The sequence below is a fragment of the Streptomyces sp. NPDC056486 genome, assembly GCF_042795295.1.
Classification (GTDB): Bacteria; Actinomycetota; Actinomycetes; order Streptomycetales; family Streptomycetaceae; genus Streptomyces.
Map to the genome: position 1 here is coordinate 17,453 of NZ_JBHTSF010000035.1, position 16,662 is coordinate 34,114.

The 16,662-nt window shown below is 71.1% G+C and carries 13 protein-coding genes and 1 pseudogene; 5 read left to right on the forward strand and 9 right to left on the reverse strand.

Features of this window, described 5'->3' with window-relative positions:
* Window positions 1–7 precede the first annotated feature (7 nt).
* The gene (locus tag ACFQ7F_RS16605; RefSeq protein ID WP_383271023.1) at window positions 8–1,213 is read right to left on the reverse strand and encodes a hypothetical protein; all 1,206 of its coding nucleotides are present in this window, start codon (window positions 1,211–1,213) and stop codon (window positions 8–10) included.
* Between the two features lie 698 nt (window positions 1,214–1,911).
* Between ACFQ7F_RS16605 and ACFQ7F_RS16610 the strand changes: the two genes are divergently transcribed.
* A complete protein-coding gene (locus tag ACFQ7F_RS16610; RefSeq protein WP_383270943.1) occupies window positions 1,912–2,484 on the forward strand; it encodes a dihydrofolate reductase family protein in 573 nt (190 codons plus the stop codon).
* A gap of 21 nt (window positions 2,485–2,505) precedes the next feature.
* Here ACFQ7F_RS16610 and ACFQ7F_RS16615 read toward each other — a convergent pair whose 3' ends face one another.
* Together ACFQ7F_RS16615 and ACFQ7F_RS16620 are read right to left on the reverse strand one after the other, a co-directional pair.
* Window positions 2,506–4,143 (reverse strand): amino acid ABC transporter substrate-binding protein, encoded by a 1,638-nt coding sequence (locus ACFQ7F_RS16615; RefSeq protein WP_383270945.1) that lies wholly within the window; start codon window positions 4,141–4,143, stop codon window positions 2,506–2,508.
* Window positions 4,144–4,147: 4 nt separating this feature from the next.
* A complete protein-coding gene (locus ACFQ7F_RS16620; protein ID WP_383270946.1) occupies window positions 4,148–6,286 on the reverse strand; it encodes a hypothetical protein in 2,139 nt (712 codons plus the stop codon).
* Window positions 6,287–6,536: 250 nt separating this feature from the next.
* Here ACFQ7F_RS16620 and ACFQ7F_RS16625 point away from each other — a divergent pair, with 250 nt between their 5' ends.
* Complete coding sequence (locus tag ACFQ7F_RS16625; RefSeq protein WP_383270948.1) at window positions 6,537–8,156, forward strand: carboxylesterase/lipase family protein; 1,620 nt, start codon at window positions 6,537–6,539, stop codon at window positions 8,154–8,156.
* Between the two features lie 81 nt (window positions 8,157–8,237).
* Entirely contained in the window at window positions 8,238–9,482 is a 1,245-nt protein-coding gene (locus ACFQ7F_RS16630; protein ID WP_383270949.1) for an amidohydrolase, read from the forward strand.
* An 8-nt stretch (window positions 9,483–9,490) separates the two neighbouring features.
* On the opposite strand, the gene ACFQ7F_RS16635 is transcribed toward ACFQ7F_RS16630, so the two are convergent.
* The 3 genes and pseudogenes from ACFQ7F_RS16635 to ACFQ7F_RS16645 all read right to left on the reverse strand — a co-directional run bounded on the left by ACFQ7F_RS16635 (window position 9,491) and on the right by ACFQ7F_RS16645 (window position 12,623).
* Entirely contained in the window at window positions 9,491–10,672 is a 1,182-nt protein-coding gene (locus ACFQ7F_RS16635) for an acyl-CoA dehydrogenase family protein (RefSeq protein WP_383270951.1), read from the reverse strand.
* A 2-nt stretch (window positions 10,673–10,674) separates the two neighbouring features.
* Window positions 10,675–11,316: pseudogene (locus tag ACFQ7F_RS16640) on the reverse strand (CaiB/BaiF CoA transferase family protein); the annotation flags it as partial.
* Between the two features lie 134 nt (window positions 11,317–11,450).
* Window positions 11,451–12,623, reverse strand: coding sequence for an RNA-guided endonuclease InsQ/TnpB family protein (locus tag ACFQ7F_RS16645; protein ID WP_383270952.1), 1,173 nt, complete (start codon window positions 12,621–12,623; stop codon window positions 11,451–11,453).
* Window positions 12,624–12,654: 31 nt separating this feature from the next.
* Here ACFQ7F_RS16645 and tnpA point away from each other — a divergent pair, with 31 nt between their 5' ends.
* Together tnpA and ACFQ7F_RS16655 are read left to right on the forward strand one after the other, a co-directional pair.
* A complete protein-coding gene (gene tnpA, locus ACFQ7F_RS16650; protein WP_383270953.1) occupies window positions 12,655–13,083 on the forward strand; it encodes an IS200/IS605 family transposase in 429 nt (142 codons plus the stop codon).
* A gap of 240 nt (window positions 13,084–13,323) precedes the next feature.
* Window positions 13,324–13,638 carry a hypothetical protein gene (locus ACFQ7F_RS16655; protein ID WP_383270955.1) on the forward strand — a complete coding sequence of 105 codons (315 nt, stop codon included), beginning with the start codon at window positions 13,324–13,326 and terminating at the stop codon, window positions 13,636–13,638.
* A 194-nt stretch (window positions 13,639–13,832) separates the two neighbouring features.
* Here the strand turns inward: ACFQ7F_RS16655 and ACFQ7F_RS16660 are convergent, their stop codons facing one another.
* From ACFQ7F_RS16660 to ACFQ7F_RS16670, 3 genes are all read right to left on the reverse strand, one after another.
* Entirely contained in the window at window positions 13,833–14,222 is a 390-nt protein-coding gene (locus tag ACFQ7F_RS16660; RefSeq protein ID WP_383270956.1) for a hypothetical protein, read from the reverse strand.
* Between the two features lie 93 nt (window positions 14,223–14,315).
* A complete protein-coding gene (locus tag ACFQ7F_RS16665) occupies window positions 14,316–14,999 on the reverse strand; it encodes a M23 family metallopeptidase (RefSeq protein ID WP_383270958.1) in 684 nt (227 codons plus the stop codon).
* Window positions 15,000–15,069: 70 nt separating this feature from the next.
* Window positions 15,070–16,593, reverse strand: coding sequence for a bifunctional phosphatase PAP2/diacylglycerol kinase family protein (locus ACFQ7F_RS16670; RefSeq protein ID WP_383270959.1), 1,524 nt, complete (start codon window positions 16,591–16,593; stop codon window positions 15,070–15,072).
* Window positions 16,594–16,662: the final 69 nt, after the last annotated feature.

The window sequence follows — 16,662 nt, forward strand, 5'->3', positions numbered from 1 at the left end:
CCGGACTTCAGCCGACCTGCGTGTGGAACTGCACGAGTCGCTGCTGAACGAGGTTCACCGTGCCGCGCTGGCGGCCCGGCACGCGGCGCCGCAACGCGACGAGGGCCGGGCCGAGTTCGCGGACGGTGCCCGGGTCGCGTACCTGCTCCCACTGGTGGTGGGCCAGGTCCGCGGCGGCCTCGACATCGGGGGCGTCGAGGGCTTGGCCTGCCGTGAGCCTGGCGGAGACCACGGCCAGCCAGATCTCGCAGCTGCGGGCCGGATCCTTGGCGAAGATCGCCAGATGTCCGCGCACCTCCATCCAGTGCACCACCTCGGGTGAGGAGGGCCCGTACGTACGCAGCGCCTCCTGCTCCCACGCCGCCGCCATCGCCGCGGCCTCGCCGTGCCGTCCCGCCTCCACGGCCTTGGTGATCGCCGCGTGCGGGTCCGCACCTGGGGCCCGCGGCGCCGCGGAAGGTGGTGTGTCAGGGGTGGGGCCTTGCTGTTGGGCGGGTACCGGCACCCGGCTTCGCGCGCCTCCGAAGCCGCCGCCGGGGCCACCCCCGAGGCCGGCTCCAGGACCGCCGCCGGGGAAGGAGGCGGCAGGGTCGGCGAACAGCACGATGTCGGTCGCACCCTCCTCCAACGCCTGGGCGACGACGTGCTGATGCAGGTCCGGCAGCGGCGGCCGGTGCCCGCTGCGCAAAACCGTCGCAAGCGCCTTCATGTACGAAGGCACCGCGATGGCACGCCGACCGGGCGGCGGAGCGACCCGGCCGTACAGAGCCACACCCGTCCCCACGTCCAGGGGACGCTGCGACAGCTGCTGCCAGCTGTCCGTATCGGCATGGAGATCGGCGATGACGGTCGTGCTGCCCGGCGGGCGAAGGCGCAGCTCCTGGGCGATCCAGTGCCAGGGGAAACCGGTGTAGCGCACCGTCGCCGACGTGGTCCGCGCAAGCGCCACATGCTGCAGTTGCTGACGGCGATCGAGGTGCAACTGCCCGACCAGATACACCGTCAAAGGCCCCGGCGCCATCGCGGCAGCACGCAGCCGGGTGAGCACTGTCTGCGGATCCAGCGGGTCCGCCAGCTCCACCACACTCGCTGTCGCGGTCCCGGCGAGCACCGCCGGCGACACCGCAGCAAGCACGGGCAGCACGGAAGCCGCATCCACGATACGGGCCTTGCCGACCGGCGCCGCCGCAATCAGCAGCGCGGTCCCGGGCACCGTCCCCTCCCCATCAGTCACCAGAGCACCGTATCCGCTGCTCACTCCACGTGCGGCAGCGGGAAGACGATCCGCACGGGTCGAGGGGCGCCGAGACAGGATCACCGAGGGCCCGCGCACCCTCGATATAGGTGCATCCACCGTGGTGTTGGGCCGTGGAGGGCGGGTAAGCGGGGGTGGGCTCCGGGTAGTGGACGGTGCTGTCGGAGCCTGCGGCCGCCGCCGAATTCGGCGGCGGCGGCCGCGGCGCTCCTGGGGGCAGGCTCCCCCTGGCGCCCCAGGAGCAGGTGTCCGCACCGGCCGGTGACCGAGGGGCCGCGGGAATGGCCCCCTGATACAACAGCCGGCGGGACCGGCCGGTGTCCGTGCGTCCGCTGCAAGGAGGTACGGACCCGGCAGCCTGGGTTACCGACATGCCTTCCGCTCGGCGCCGGAACGCGAGCGGAGCGGTCGGGCCGTTCCGGGGGCTGGGGGCGGGCCTCGGCGCCAGGGTAGAACGAGCAGGCGGGAGCGGACAACGCCTTTCCAAACTCCGGGATGACCAAGCCCTTCCGGCTGCACGCCCCGTGGGCGTCGCCCACCGCCGGTCTCCCCTCGCCGAACGCCACCGATTAGTTCTCGCGTGCAGCGCGGTCAATAGCCCCGTAGCCGCAAGGATGGAGCGGCAACCATCGGCGACCCCACCAGGAGATCTTGAGATGCGTACGTTGATCAGCACCGCTTTCGTCTCGCTCGACGGTGTCGTGGAGGCCCCGGGCGGCGAGCCCGGCTACCGGAATTCCGGGTGGACCTTCAAGGACGTGGAGTTCGTCCCCGAGGCGTTCGAGATCAAGGGCCGGGAGCAGCAGGAAGCCTCGGCGATGATGTTGGGCCGGGTCAGTTATGAAGCCTTCAGCACGGTCTGGCCGGGCATGGAGGAGTTCGCGGACTACAAGGTGATGCCCAAGTACGTCGTCTCCACCAGCCTCGCCGAGGGCGATCTGGTGTCGGACTGGGGAGAGACCACGATCCTGCGCTCGCTCGACGAGGTGGCCACGCTGAAGAAAACCGAGGGAGGGCCGATCATCGTGCACGGCAGCGCCACCCTGAACCGGAACCTCTCCGACGCCGGGCTGATCGACCGCTACCACCTGCTCGTCTTCCCGCTGCTGCTCGGCGCGGGCAAGCGGCTGTTCAGCGCCACGGACAAGGACACCCAGCAGCTGAAGCTCGTCGAGCACGAGGCGTACGCCAACGGCCTTCAGAAGAACGTCTTCGACGTCATCCGCTGACGCCGCGCCACCCTTGCCCCCTTACTCGCCCCGTACGACACAGTCCTCCGGCTGTCGCTTGCCGGTCGGCCAGGCCAGGCCCACGAAGTCCAGCGTGCCCGGGCCCGCCTTCGTCCCCGGTTTCAGCTCGACGACCGCGAGCGGCTTGTCGTACGGGTTGCCTGCTTTGGTGAGGCAGATACGGCCGCTGGTGCCGTTCACGCGGTTCTTCGACTGCATCGTGGCCCAGCGGTTGCCCACCTGCTCGGCGGAGGGTGCCGCCTCCCCGGTGGGCTTCGCGCCGCGGATCGCCTCGACCGCGGTGCGTACTCCGTCGTGCACCATCATGGTGCGGGAGTCGCCCAGTTCCACGTCGCCGATGTCGCGTCCCGCCGCCTTCAGCGCGGCCACCGTTTTCTCCAGTCGCGCCAGCTCGTCCAGCGGGTCGCGCAGCGATCCTGGGGCCTTCGACCCGGGTGGCTTCTTTCCGGTCCGCTTCTCCTCATCGGCCTGCCATTTGCTCACCTCGGCGCTCCAGGCATCGGGGTGGGCCGGCGCGGCGTACTGCACGGTCAAGCGCGGCTTGCCGGAGCCGTCGCGGAGCTCGGCCCAGTCCTCGTCGGTCATCCGGTTGTTCAGCGAGGCCGCGTCCGAGCCGGACACCACGGTGAACTTCCGCTCCGCGCACGCCTCCTTGGCGAGGCTCTTGAGGAACAGCCTCAGATGGGTCGAGCGGCCCGCGAAGTAGACCGTGTCCGCGCCCGAGTTGCAGATCGTGTTGACCGTCGGTCTGAACTGGTTGTCGACGTCGCCAGGGTCGGCGACTCCGGGGGACGTGAAGGTCATGTCGTCGGGTCCTGCCGGGCCGTCCTCCGGCAGCTTCTGGAAGGCGCGGGCGAGCGAGCGGACGTACGGGTCGGGCCGGGTGTCGCGGACCAGGACGGTCTGCCGGTCCTTGCGGCTGCCGTTGTAGGCGGCAAGAGCCCTGGCCTGTTGTTCGTTGGTGGGGATGATCCGGGCGAGACCCTTGAAGTCGTACGTCCCGTCCTTGCTCTCCCCGTTGGCGAGTGAACTCGCCGACGCCCGCGCCACGAGCACCGGCACCTGCTGTTCGGTGAGGCTGCGCACCGCCTTCTTCGTGGCGTCCAGGGAAAGGTTGAACCCGGTCACGGCGCGGAGGTTGTCGCTCCCGGAGCGCGACATCCGCACCAGCTCCGGCACCACCTCGTCCTGCCGGAGGTAGTCCTTGCCCGGGTTGGCGAGCACCAGACGCACCACCGGCTTCCCCGGCTCCCGGTTGGCACGGTACTGCGCAAGGAAGGCGCCCTGCAGTTCGCTGCGCAGCTGCTGCCGCTCGGCCTTCGACTCCGGCTGCAGCGGCAGCATCATCGCCACGGTGACATGCGGCTGCTTGTCGATCCGGCGGTTCTCCTCGGCGATCCGGGCCGCGACCGGGGCGATCTGCGGCTCCCCGAAGTCGTAGCCGGAGCCGTTGACGCCGACGCACTCGCCGCCGGACTTGGTCACGCCGTCGGCGCAGCTGCCCGCCTGCTCGGTGAGCCGCGAGACGAGGCCGTACGCCCCCACGGCGAGGAGGGCGGCGATGACGCACGTGATGATCTTCTTCAGCAGCGTGTTCCACAGGTGCTCGTGCAGCCAGTCGGCGGCGGTCTGGAACATCCCCTCAGCTCCCCTCTCCGATGTGGGCCGTGCAGGAACAGGACTGCAGCGGCTGCCGGTTGCGGGCGCGGCGCTCCCAGCGTCCGGCCCGCGCGGTGAGCACGGGCGCGGCCTCCGCGTACTCCCGGGCCAGCTCCTGCATGAGGTGCGTCATCCGGTCGGCCGCGGCGATGTCCGGCGGCCTGGTGCGCTCCTCGCAGAGCCACACGGCGTGCAGCAGTTCGTCCAGCTGGCGCTCCAGCTTGGTGCCCTCGATCCGGGCCACGGTCATACGGGCGTGCCGCTCGTCGTGGCCGCCGGGTGAAGGGGCCTGGGCGAGCGCGAGCAGCTGGTCGCACCACTCCTCGGCGCCCTCGCCGTACACCGGGAACTTGACGGCGAGGTGGCGCACCGCGCGCTCGGGGCCATGGGCGACCAGGTCGTGGTTGAGTCCGTGTGCCGCGGTGGTGCCGAAGGCGCGGTCGGGGGTCTCGGCCCGTCTTCGGTAGTGCGCGTGCAGCAGGCCGTGGTTGCGGCGCCATTCGTCGCCCGCGTCCGGCGGCCCGTGCAGCCTGCTCATCAGGAGCTGCCGGAGGCCGAAGTCGCCGATGAAGTGCCGCTCGCAGGCGGGCCAGCCGCTCTCCAGGAGGTATCCCCCCACCTGGTCCGCGGTGAGCCCGCCCGCCGTCTGTTCCAGCTGCGGTATGCGCAGCAGGGCACGGGCGCAGTCACCGGTGTGCGCGACCGACAGCTGGGTCAGCAGGTCGAGCCAGCGGTCGGTGTGCTCGACGGGCAGCCGCTCGGGCAGCTGTCCGAGCACCAACTCGGCGAGCAGGACGTCCCGTACGGCGAGTGGCTCCCCGTCGAGCACCGCGGACTGGTCGAGGAGTTCCCGGTCATTGTCCAGCTCCGGCAGCTCGCCGGCCGACTCGACGAGGCGCTGCACGGTCCGGGGGCGGCGGCCGGAGAGCCGGTGCACCGCGCTCTGCGCCCGGCGCAGCCGAGCCGCCTCCGGTGCACCGCCGGTGTGCCGTTGCAGTTCCTTGTTGATGTGCTCGGTGGTGAGCAGCGGCATGTGGAGGAGCAGTACGCCCTGACCGAGACGGCCGCGCGTGGGCAGCCGCTGCCAGGGGGGCGGCTCCTCCTGGTCGGGCCGGTAGCCCGCGAGTTGCTCAGTGCGCGGCTCGTCGGCAAGGAACAGCGGTTCTGCCGCCCGTTCGCTCGCCACGAGCACCGTGCGCTCGCGGTGGCCGTGGGCCCGGTCGGCGAGCGCCGCCGTCAGGAGCCCGCGTCCCACCGGCCAGTTGGCGTGTTGCAGCAGCACGGCGGGGCGGCCGACCCGGGTGAGTGCGGCGCCGAATCCGGTGTAGGCGGCGTCCAAGTCCTCGCGCAGGGCGCGGAAGAGGAAGCCCTCCGCGAACTCCCGCTCGTCGCCGTCCTGTTGGAAGTCGTGGGCGAGCAGCCGCAGCCCGGTACCGGCGCTGCCCGCGGCGCCGGGATAGTCGCCGTAGGTGGCGCGCACCGGTTCGGCGCCGGTGCTCGCCAACTTCTCCAGGAACTCCGTGAGGGCGGCGCCCACCAGCGGCGCCGCCGCGGGGGCGACCACTCCGGCGAGCGCGGACAGATAGCCGGTCAGCACATTGCGCATGAACCGGCCGAGCGCCCTGCGTGGCTGCAACAGGACCCGGTAGCGGGCCAGTTCCTCCTCGAGCGCCCGGCGCCGCAGCCGCGCGCCCGCAGCGACCGCCGCCATCCCGGCGAAGAAGCGCGGCGCGGGCAGCGCACCGCCAGGCCCCTCCCACTCGCTCACCCGCAGCGCGATGTCGTACATCGTCTCCGTGGCCTCCGAGCGGCAGCCGGCGCGCCTCGCGGCCTCTTCCGCGTACCGCGCGTCCGCACAGTCCACGTACGCCACCGGAACCTTCCGCCCGAACTGGTCCCGCAGCAGTTCGAGGAGCCGCTGCTTGCCCATGCCGGGGCCGCCGGTGAGCAGCACGACGGGCAGGTCGGGCCCGTACAGAAGCTTCTCGTCGCGGCCCCGGGCGTTGCGGCCCAGGAGCCTGGGAAAGAAGCCTTCGTCCTCGATGAGCCCCTCGAATCCCAGCTCCCGGCTCATCCGGCGCACCCCCGTGCCGTACGTGACCGCCGCGCGGTGGGTGGTCAATGTTGCACGGAGCGTACTGGAGCCTGCCTTCGGATACATCAACTTTGCTGCATGGGAGGTCAGTTGCCTGATTCTCCGGTAGAGGCGGCCATCAGCGCCCGAGTATCCGGCGGGTGCTTCCGGGTGGCTCTCCCCGGCGTCCGGCGGCAGGCTGCCGAGTCTCCGTGCGGGCGGGGTGGTGCTGGCACCACCCTGCGAGCGGTGGCTGTCCGGCTGCTCGCCGCATCTTCGAATCCATACGCTCGTCTACATGTTGAAGCGGACAGCACACACAGCCATCGCCGTCACACTCGCCACCGGAACCTTGGCCGCCCTGACGGTCACGGCCGGCGCGGGCACGGCCACCGCAGGCACGGGCACTACGGACGGCACCGGCCCCTCTGTGGTGCGGACCGACAAGGGCTCCGTACGCGGCACCGTCACCGACACCGTGCGCACCTTCGAAGGCATCCCCTACGCCGCCCCGCCCACCGGCGAGCGACGCTGGGCGCCCACCGCGCCCGCCAAGAAGTGGCGGGGGATCAAAGACGCCACCGAGCCACGTTCCGCCTGCCCGCAGACCGGCCTCACCCCGCCCGCGGGGCCCAAGTCCGACACCGAAGACTGCCTCTTCGTCAACGTCACCACCCCGCGCGCCGAACCCACCAAGCCCCGCCCCGTCATGGTCTATCTGCACGGCGGTGACCACACCGACGGCGAGGGCGCCATGCACGGAGCCCAGCGGCTCGCCGCACAGGGCGATGTGATCGTCGTGACCGTCAACTACCGCCTCGGCGCACTTGGTTATCTCGCCCACCCCGGCCTGGAGAAGGGCTCCCGGCGCGGCGAGTCCGGCAACTACGGCTTCCTCGACCAGCAGGCCGCCCTGCGCTGGGTGCGGCACAACGCCTCAGCCTTCGGCGGCAACCCCGACAACGTCACGCTCTTCGGCCAGTCCGCAGGCTCCCACAGCGCCTGCGCCCACCTGGTCGCCCCCTCGTCCGCCGGCCTCTTCGACCGTGTCATCTCGCAGAGCGGCCCCTGCGCGAGCACCGCCGGAAAGACCAGCCGCGCGGCTGCCCTGCGGCAGGGCGAGAAGACGGCCGCCGACATCGAGAACATGCCCGGCGTGAAGAACTGGCGCAAGGCACCCGTCGAGGATCTGATCCACCCCTTCGGGCAGGGCCCGGGCTACTCCCCCGTATACGGCGGCAAGTTGCTGCCGCTTGCTCCCGAAGAGGCTTTCGCCACGGGCCGGTTCAACAAGGTTCCGGTCCTTCAGGGCATCAACCACGACGAGATGCGGGCGATGGTCTACGGCATGGAGCTCGCCAAGAAGCAGACCACGGGCGACCCGGACGCGACGATCGACGCAGCCGACTACCGGGACCGCCTGGACGAGGAGTTCGGCAAGGAGAAGGCCGCGACCGTAGCCGCGCGCTACCCCGTGAGCGCCCACGACGACACCCCCGCCCTGGCGCTCGCCGCCGCCCTCACCGACGCGCAGTTCGCCAAGCCCTCCCTCGACACCGGCCGCGCCCTCGCCGGACACGTACCCACGTACTCCTACGAGTTCGCCGAGAAGGAGACTCCCTGGTACGCGGACCCGATGTACCCGAAGCCCGGGTTCCCTGCCGGTGCCGGACACCTCTTCGAGCTGCCCTACCTCTTCGAGATCGACGACTACGAGAAGCTCGACCCCGCCCAGCGGGACCTCTCCGACGCCATGATCCGCGTCTGGACGGACTTCGCCCGCACCGGCAAGGCCGACTGGAAGCCCACCACCCCCGCCGAACCGCACACGCAGTCCCTCGCCTCGGGCCCCGGCGGCATCCGCCCGGTGGACTTCGCCGAGGACCACCGGTACGACTTCTGGAAGTCCCTGAGCTGAGCCGGTCACCGCAGCGGCTGCTGCCGGGCGGCGCGCCTTGTGCGAGGGTGAGGACGACCGTCTCGAAACGCGAGGAGCCTCATGCCCAAGGCAGCAACCGCAGCGAGCCAGGCCCTGGACATCACCTCAGGGCTGAGGGCGAGTGATCTCGAGGGCTACTACCAGGACCTGCATCGCCACCCCGAGCTCTCCTTCCAGGAGCACCGCACGGCCGGGATCCTCGCCGAACGACTTCGCGGCGCCGGGTACGCGGTGACCACCGGGGTGGGCGGCACCGGCGTCGTGGGGGTCCTGGAGAACGGCGACGGGCCCGTGGTGTGGCTGCGCGGGGACATGGACGCGCTGCCCGTCACGGAGACCACGGGCCTTCCGTACGCCTCCACCGTCGACGGTGTCATGCACGCCTGCGGCCACGACATGCACGTCACCTGGCTGACGTTCGCGGCCGAAACCCTCGCGGCGGCCAGGGAGACCTGGTCGGGCACCCTCGTGGTGATCGGGCAGCCCGCCGAGGAAGCGGGCGGCGGGGCGAACGCCATGGTCACCGACGGGCTGCAGGAGCGCTTCCCCCGCCCCGACGCGGTCTTCGGCCAGCATGTCGCCCCCGGGCCCGCCGGGCTCGTCTCCCACACGCCGGGGCTGATCATGTCGTCCGCCGACAACCTGGAGATCGTGGTGCACGGCGTCGGCGGCCACGGCTCACGGCCCGAGGCCACCGTCGATCCGGTGGTGACGGCCGCGTACATCGTGACCCGGCTGCAGACGGTGGTGTCCCGGGAGGTGTCCGCGTCGGATGCGGTGGTGCTCACCACCGGCCAGTTCAACGCCGGGCAGCGGCCCAACATCATCCCCGCGGAGGCCCGGCTCGGCCTCAACCTCCGTACGCAGGACGTGACGGTGCGCGAGCGGGTCCTGTCCGCCGTCCGCCGCATCGTCGAAGGAGAGTGCCGGGCCGCCGGGTGCCTCACGCCGCCGGAGGTGACCATCGGCGCGAGCTTCCCTGCCACCGTCAACGACGCCGCGCTCGACGCGGACATCGCGTCCGTGCACCGCGAACTGTTCGGCAAGGCGAGCGTGTTGGACTTCGGTCCCGCGATGGGCAGCGAGGACTTCTCCCTCCTCGTGCCCGCCGGGGTGCCCTACGACTTCTGGTTCGTGCCCTCGACGCCGGGGGCCGCCTGGCAGGCGGCGCCCGGCCAGGAACTCGGCGAGAAGATCACCGGCGTGCCGGGCAATCACAGCCCTCTGTTCGCCCCGGATCTCTCGGTCCTGCTGCCGGGAGTGCGGACGCTGGTGGGCGCCGCGCTGCACGAACTCGGCACCTGAGGGCCCGGTCAGCGGAAGGCCGCGTGGCCGGTGAGGGCCTGGCCGATGGCGAGCGTGTGCATCTCGCTCGTTCCCTCGTAGGTCAGCACCGACTCCAGGTTGTTGGCGTGCCGGATCACCGGGTACTCCAGCGAGATGCCGTTCGCGCCGAGGATCGTGCGCGCGGTGCGGCAGATCTCGATGGCCTCGCGTACGTTGTTCAGCTTGCCGAAGCTGATCTGCGCCGGGTGGACACCGGCGGGCGAGTCCTTGAGGGCGGACAGGTGCAGGGCGGTCAGTGTCGCCTTGTGGAGTTCGAGTGCCATGTCCACCAGCTTCTGCTGCGTCAGCTGGAAGCCCGCGATCGGCTTGCCGAACTGCTCGCGCTGCAGGGCGTAGTCGCGCGCCGACCGCCAGGCCGAGCGGGCCGCGCCCGTGACGCCCCAGACGATGCCGTAGCGCGCCTCGTTCAGGCAGGTGAGCGGGGCGCCGACGCCGTTCGCCGCCGGGAGCAGCGCGGACGCGGGCAACCGGACGCCGTCCAGAACGAGTTCGCTGGTGACGGAGGCGCGCAGCGACATCTTGTGCTTGATGACCGGCGCGGAGAAGCCGGGCGTTTCGGTGGGCACGATGAAGCCTCGTACGCCGTCCTGCGTCCGCGCCCAGACGACGGCGACGGCCGCCACCGAACCGTTCGTGATCCACATCTTGCGGCCGTCGAGGATCCAGTCCTCCCCGTCGCGGCGGGCGCGGGTGGTCATGGAGGACGGGTCGGAGCCGTGGTCGGGTTCGGTCAGGCCGAAGCAGCCGATGGCGGATCCTTCCGCCATGCGCGGCAGCCACTCCCGCTTCTGCTCCTCGGAGCCGAAGCGGTGGATGGCGAACATCGCCAGGGATCCCTGAACGGAGACGAAGGAGCGAAGGCCGGAGTCGGTCGCCTCCAGTTCACGGCAGGCGATTCCGTACGCGCGGGCCGACATGCCGGCGCAGCCGTAGCCCTCCAGGTGCATGCCGAGCAGGCCCATCTTGCCGAATGCGCGGGCGAGTTCGGGCAGGTCCGGCAGCTCTCCGGACTCGAACCAGTCGGCGATGTGGGGCTCCACCTTGTCGTCGAGGTACTGGCGGACCGTGTCGCGCACGGCGCGCTCCTCGTCGGTGAGGAGCGCCTCCAGGTTCAGCGGGTCGACGGCGTCGAGGGCGGGGAACGGCATGGTCAGGCTCCTTGCGGGTGCTGTGGGTGCTGCGGGTTCTGCGGGTTCTGCGGGTGGTCGAGCAGACGGTCGATGTCCGCTTCTTCGTAGCCGAGTTCGGCGAGTACATCCCTGCTGTGCAGGCCGAGGGTGGGCGGTGCGGTGCGTACGGCGGGGCGTTCGCCGCGGAAGCTGACGGGGAAGGCGACCTGCTGGAGCGGGCCCACGTCCGGGTGGTCGACCTTCTGGACCATGCCGAGCGCCTCGGTCTGCGGGCAGTCGTAGACCTCGTCGAGGGTGCGGATGGGGGCGACGGGGACGCCTCGCGGCTTGAGCAGCGCGCACCAGTGAGCCACGGTCTCGTCGACGAGGACCGCCTCCAACTTGGCGTTGAGGGCGTTGCGGTGGGTGACGCGGGCGCGGTTGGTGGCGAAGCGCGGGTCGTCGGCCCACTCCGGGTGGCCGAGCGTCTGACTCAGGCGGCGGAAGAGGCCGTCGCTGCCGACGGCGATCACGAAGTGCCCGTCGGAGGCGGCGTAGGCCTGGTACGGGACGAGGCTCGGGTGGCCGGAGCCCAGGCGCGTCGGCCGTTCCCCGGTGGCGAAGTAGCCGGTGGCCCAGTTGATGTGCAGGGCGAGCTGGGACTCGTAGAGGGAGGTCGTGACGTACTGGCCACGTCACGGGCCCGCTGGAAGGTGGTGCTCGGCCACCATCCCTACGTCAACTACCCGGGACTGAAGTCCCGGGCTTGCTGCTCAGGTCATCACTGGCTGTGATGGGTCCTGGCTGCGTCCGGCTCTCACGCGATGAGTGTGAGGGCTGGGGCCGTTGACTGGGCCCCGCGAACCCACGCCATCCATCCGAGGTGGGAGATGTTGTGGGACGAGTTGTGATCCGCGTGCTCAACGAAGCCGCAGGACGTGCACGCGAAGCGGGCCTGGGAGGGCCGGTTTCCGCGTGCGGTGTGGTGGCACTGGGAGCATTCCTGGCTGGTGTACGCCGGATCGATGTAGATCACCGGCACCCCGGCCCTCTTCGCTTTGTAGGCGAGGAAGGCGCCGAGCTGGGCGAAGGCCCAGGAGTGGAGCGTGGTGCGTTGGGGCTTTCTCAGCCGTGCCCGCTCGCGGATGCCCGTCAGTTCCTCCAGGGCGATCCCGCGACCGGTGCGTTCAGCCTCCGCCACGATCCGCTTCGAAATCTTGTGGTTGATGTCCTTGTTACGACGGGCTTCCTTGCCCGCGTACTTCTTCGCCCGCCGCTTCGCGGACTTCGTGCCCTTCTTCTGCAGCTTGGACCGCAGCGCCCGGTCGTTCTCCCGCTTCCGGTTGACCCGACGGCCAGAGTGGCGCTCACCGTCGGAGGTGGCGGCGATGTTCACGATCCCCAGGTCGACCCCGATGAAGCCCACCGGGTGGGCGTTCAAGGCATTCTCGGGGATCTCGCAGGTCGCGATCAGAAACCACTTCCCGCCCTGGCGGACCAGGTCGGACTCACCCTGGCGATGTGCGGCCAGCACGGCCAGTTGCTCGGCCTGCCCGGTGAACGCCACGCCCTTCAGCCGGCCCGACGTGGTCCAGATCGACACCGTGCGGGCCTCGTGCTGCCAGGACAGCATCCGGTCGTCGTAGGGCTGGGCCGCCTCCGGCCGGAAGGTGACGGGCTTGCCTGACGCGCGGGTGTGGCGCGTGGTGCCGGGCCGCCCGTACCGTCCGCTGCGGAGGTTGGCGCGCAGGGTGGTGTAGGCGTCACAGGTCTTCTTGATCGCATGCTGGGCGGCCTGCGCGCCCAGCGCCCACCGCTGCCTGACCTCGGTGTAGGTGTGCTTGCGCAGGCCCAGCGGGCGGCGGACGTCCTTCTCGAACGCGACCTGCGCCACCCAGGTCGCGGCCTCGTTGCAGGCGTGCAGGGTCGTCTCAAGTGCCGCCGCCTGTGCGGGCGTCGGCAGCAGTTTGACCCGCACCACCAGCTTCATGACCCGAAGCTAACACTCCTACAATCAGTCCATGTCACCTCGATGGGAACCTAACCCCGATCTGAGGAGGGGTAGAACAGTTGTCTCCACCCTCCACGCGCACTTGGTCTTCACCCCGAAGTACCGGCGCGGCCCCTTCACCGACGACATCCTCGCCCGCTGCGAGGAGGTCATGCGGGACGTCTGCACCGACTTCGGCGCTGAGCTGACGGAGTTCAACGGCGAAACCGACCACGTCCACCTCCTCGTCCACTATCCCCCCAAGGTCGCCCTGTCCCGGCTGGTCGGCTCCCTCAAGGGCGTCACGGCCCGCCGCCTGCGCCAGGAGTTCCCCGGCCACATCCGCAAGTACCTCTGGGGCGACCATTTCTGGTCACCCTCATACTTCGCCGCGTCCGCCGGAGGGGCCCCACTCAAGGTCATCAAGGAGTACATCGAGAACCAGAAGCGCCCCGGCTGAGCCTTCACGTCCGGCTCCGCCGGACCAGCCGTCCCAGCGCTCCCCACCGGCTCCGCCGGTCACGACACCGCGACGCTCCGCGTCGCAGCGACGGGATGCGATTCCTCCCGGGCGTGAACGCCCGGGGCTCCTCGCAAGAGTCCGCTGAACAACAGGAAGCACGGCAACGCCGGTTCGTACGACGGATTCGTCATCGGCCACTACACGAGCGGGATCCACCTCAAGGAGCTGTACGAACAGGTGGTGTGCGGCAGGGCCGACCTGATCCTGTCCGGGCACGACCACACCCTCCAGGTCCTCGAGCCCACGGCCCGTACGGCGGGCACCCGCCAGATCGTCAGCGGGGCCGCCGCCAAGTCCGGTGACGGCAGGGCCCACTTCGACCACCCCGCCGCCTGGCAGAACTTCTCCGACGTGGGGTTCATGGTGCTCAAGGTCTCCGAGCGGGCCATGACCGTGGACACCTATACGGTCGACGTCCCGGCACGGACCGCGCACCTGGCCCACACCACGACGACCTCCACGGCGGTCGAGGGCCGCAGCGCGGTGCGCTAGGGCCCTTCTGATGGATCTCCGTGGGAGAAGGAGCGGCGTTCGGTGCGTGCCCTCGGCGTGCGGCGTGAAGGGTCATGTGGCGGAGCCACCTGTCCCTTTGCGCCGTGCGGTGAGAGGGGGTACCTCCCACGCCCTTAAGGCAGTGGGGGTGCGTGCCGGGCGTCGCGACGCCGCGGAGATCCATCAGAAGGGCCCTAGGACTCGCCGCCGACGCGACGCGAGGCCCCCGCCACGTTCCTGGCCCACAGCACGAGCGGGACCTGGAGCGGGAGGCGGCCTATCGCTGCAGCCCTGAGCGGGGCGGAGCGGCGACGCCAGTCCACCGCCATTTGTACGTTGGCGGGGAACACGCCCACGAAGAAGGCCGCCGTGGCAAGGGCCGCGGGGCGCCTGGTGCGGGGCAGCGCCACTCCGGCCGCAAGGCCGAACTCGACCACGGCGCTCGCGTACGTCCAGGTGCGCGGCGATCCGGGCAGGACGCGCGGCACGGTGGCGTCGAACGCCTTCGGGACGGCGAAGTGCAGGACTCCGGCCCCGGCGAGCAGACCGGCCAGAAGCATCGGGGAACGGGGTGCCGGCGACATGCTGCCTCCTGAGGTGGCGACGGGAGGCCGACCTTACTCGACAGTAAGTACCGAGTCACCCGCTCCCGACGCTCCTGACGCTCCCGGCCAGGCTCACAGCAGCCGTGCCCCGCGCTTCGCGAGATACCTGACCGGGTTGATGTCCGATCCGTAGCCCCGCCGGGCCCGGATCTCCAGGTGGAGGTGGGGTCCGGTGGCACGCCCTGTGGCCCCGCTGCTGCCGATCCGGTCTCCGGTACCGATGCGGGCCCCTTGGCGTACCGAGATGCGGGAGAGGTGCCCGTACACGGAGTAGTGCCCGTCCCGCAGTCGCACCGTCACCGCCTTGCCGTACGCGCCCGACCAGCGCGCCAGGACGACGGTGCCCGCGCCCACGGCGTGCACCGGGGTTCCCTGCGGGACGGCGAGGTCGATGCCGGTGTGGTGCCCGGCGATCCAGTTGCCGCGCACCCCGTAGCGGGCGGTGACGCGAAAGCCCCGGCGCAGCGGCAGGGCGAATCTTCCGGGAGGTCGTTCCGGGGCGAGCGCGCGGGTCTCGGGGACCGCCTCGTCCGCCTCGGCGAGAGCCGCCTCGAACTCCTCGTCGTAGCCGACGCCGCAGCCGCCGTCGGACTCCGCGGCTGCGTGCGGCGCCGGTCCCGCCACCGTGAAGGCGCCGCCGGCCATGAGGACCGCGGCGACGCTCAGTACGTCACGTCGTGTGGTGCCCGCTTCACGCGGGCTGTCTATGTCGTAGCCCATGAGGGCCAGCACACCGGCGGCGGGCCCGGCGCGCACGCCGAGTGTGCGCCGCTTGGCGTAATGCCTTCCGTACGCGTTCCGTACGTCTTCCGTGCCCGCGCCGGGGTCAGTCGGCGATCGGCCGGTAGACGGTGAGCGCCTCGGGGAGCTTGTCGAGGAGCAGGGCGGGGGGCGCGGGGGCGAGTTCACCGTCGTACGCCATCTGTGTGTCCTCGGGCAGGCCGGAGATGACCAGACGCTGGGCCTTGGCGGACGCGTACAGGCGGGTCTTGGCCAGCTGACCGGCCACCGCCGCGGCGAGGAGGCGGCTGCGCGCGAAGTGCCCGCCGTTCGCGATGCGCACGTCGAGAAGACCGTCGGCCAGGTCGTGCCTGCGCACCGGGGCGATGCCGGCGCTGCGGTAGGCGCCGTTGCCCGCGAAGAGCAGCCACATCGAGCGGGCCTTGCCGTTCACCACCGCGCGCAGCGGCCGCCCCGTGTGGATGATCTGGGCGACGCCGAGCAGGGCGGCGGGCGGACCGCCGATCTTCGGGGACCACTCCTCCCTGATGCGGACGAGTTCGGGGTAGGCGCCGAGGCTGAAGGTGTTCAGGAAGTACACAGGATCGGAGTACGACCGGCCGTCGGGACCGATCCCTGCCAGGGGCTTGATCCGGCCGACGTCGGCACGTACGGCACTGCCCACAGCGAGGGCGGCGCAGGCGTCCGCGACCGTGTCGACGCCCAGGTCCGCGGCGAAGTGGTTGAACGTTCCGCCCGGAAGGACCATCAGCGGCACGTCGAACCGCAGGGCCGGTGTCACGGCGGCGTTCACCGTGCCGTCTCCCCCGCACACGCCGAAGACTCCGCCGCGCCGGGCCGCCTCCCTGGCCGCTTCCTCCAGGACCTTGGGCAGCGGCCCCGCTTCCTCCTCGTAGAGGATCACCTCTGCCTTGGGCAGGGCCGTCTTCAACTGCCGGACCGGGTCAAGGAGTTGCGGCTGGGCCCCGGAAGAGGGGTTCACCACCACGACGAGGCCATCGCCGTCCGGCAGCGCGGGCGCGTCCGTACGGGGCCGGGCGGGCGGTGGCAGCTGCGCCCGCGACGGCACCATGCCGCGCACCGCGTAGGCGGCGCCGACGCCCAGGGCCGCGCCGACCAGGACATCGCTGGGGTAGTGCACTCCGGTGTAGACGCGGGAGAAGGCCACCGACGCCGCGACCGGGGCCACGGCCACGCCCATCCCCCGCGACTCAAGGGCCACACCGGCGGCGAAGGCCGCCGCCGATGCCGCATGCCCGGAGGGGAACGAGCTGGTGACCGGCTGCCGGGAGAGATGCCGTATCACCGGCACGGTGTCGAGGACCGGCCTCGAGCGGCGCACCGCGCTCTTGCCCAGGGTGTTGACCGTGGCCGACGCGAGAGCCAGCGATGCGACACCGCGCACTGCCGCACGCCTGCCGCGCGCACCGCCGAAGGCCCACATTCCCGCGGCGATGCCGAACCACAGCAGTCCGTGGTCGGCAGTGCGGCTCAGCCGGGGCAGGACGGGCTGCGCCGCCGGCCAGGAGCGGGCGGCCACGCGGCGGAACGCGAGACGGTCGGTGGCGCCGAGCAGTCTGCGGATGTGCGGCGTCGGGAGATCACTCATGAACCCCCTATACCCCCGCACGCCCTTCGCACCGCACGCATCTTGCGCCGACGCTGTGACGTTCACTTC

Excerpts from the sequence above, each read along its gene's own strand:
- ACFQ7F_RS16670 (WP_383270959.1), bottom strand. The coding sequence starts at position 16,593 with ATGAGTGATCTCCCGACGCCGCACATCCGCAGACTGCTCGGCGCCACC.
- ACFQ7F_RS16625 (WP_383270948.1), top strand. The coding sequence starts at position 6,537 with ATGTTGAAGCGGACAGCACACACAGCCATCGCCGTCACACTCGCCACC.
- ACFQ7F_RS16645 (WP_383270952.1), bottom strand. The coding sequence starts at position 12,623 with ATGAAGCTGGTGGTGCGGGTCAAACTGCTGCCGACGCCCGCACAGGCG.
- ACFQ7F_RS16635 (WP_383270951.1), bottom strand. The coding sequence starts at position 10,672 with ATGCCGTTCCCCGCCCTCGACGCCGTCGACCCGCTGAACCTGGAGGCG.
- ACFQ7F_RS16660 (WP_383270956.1), bottom strand. The coding sequence starts at position 14,222 with ATGTCGCCGGCACCCCGTTCCCCGATGCTTCTGGCCGGTCTGCTCGCC.
- tnpA (WP_383270953.1), top strand. The coding sequence starts at position 12,655 with ATGTCACCTCGATGGGAACCTAACCCCGATCTGAGGAGGGGTAGAACA.
- ACFQ7F_RS16615 (WP_383270945.1), bottom strand. The coding sequence starts at position 4,143 with ATGTTCCAGACCGCCGCCGACTGGCTGCACGAGCACCTGTGGAACACG.
- ACFQ7F_RS16630 (WP_383270949.1), top strand. The coding sequence starts at position 8,238 with ATGCCCAAGGCAGCAACCGCAGCGAGCCAGGCCCTGGACATCACCTCA.
- ACFQ7F_RS16610 (WP_383270943.1), top strand. The coding sequence starts at position 1,912 with ATGCGTACGTTGATCAGCACCGCTTTCGTCTCGCTCGACGGTGTCGTG.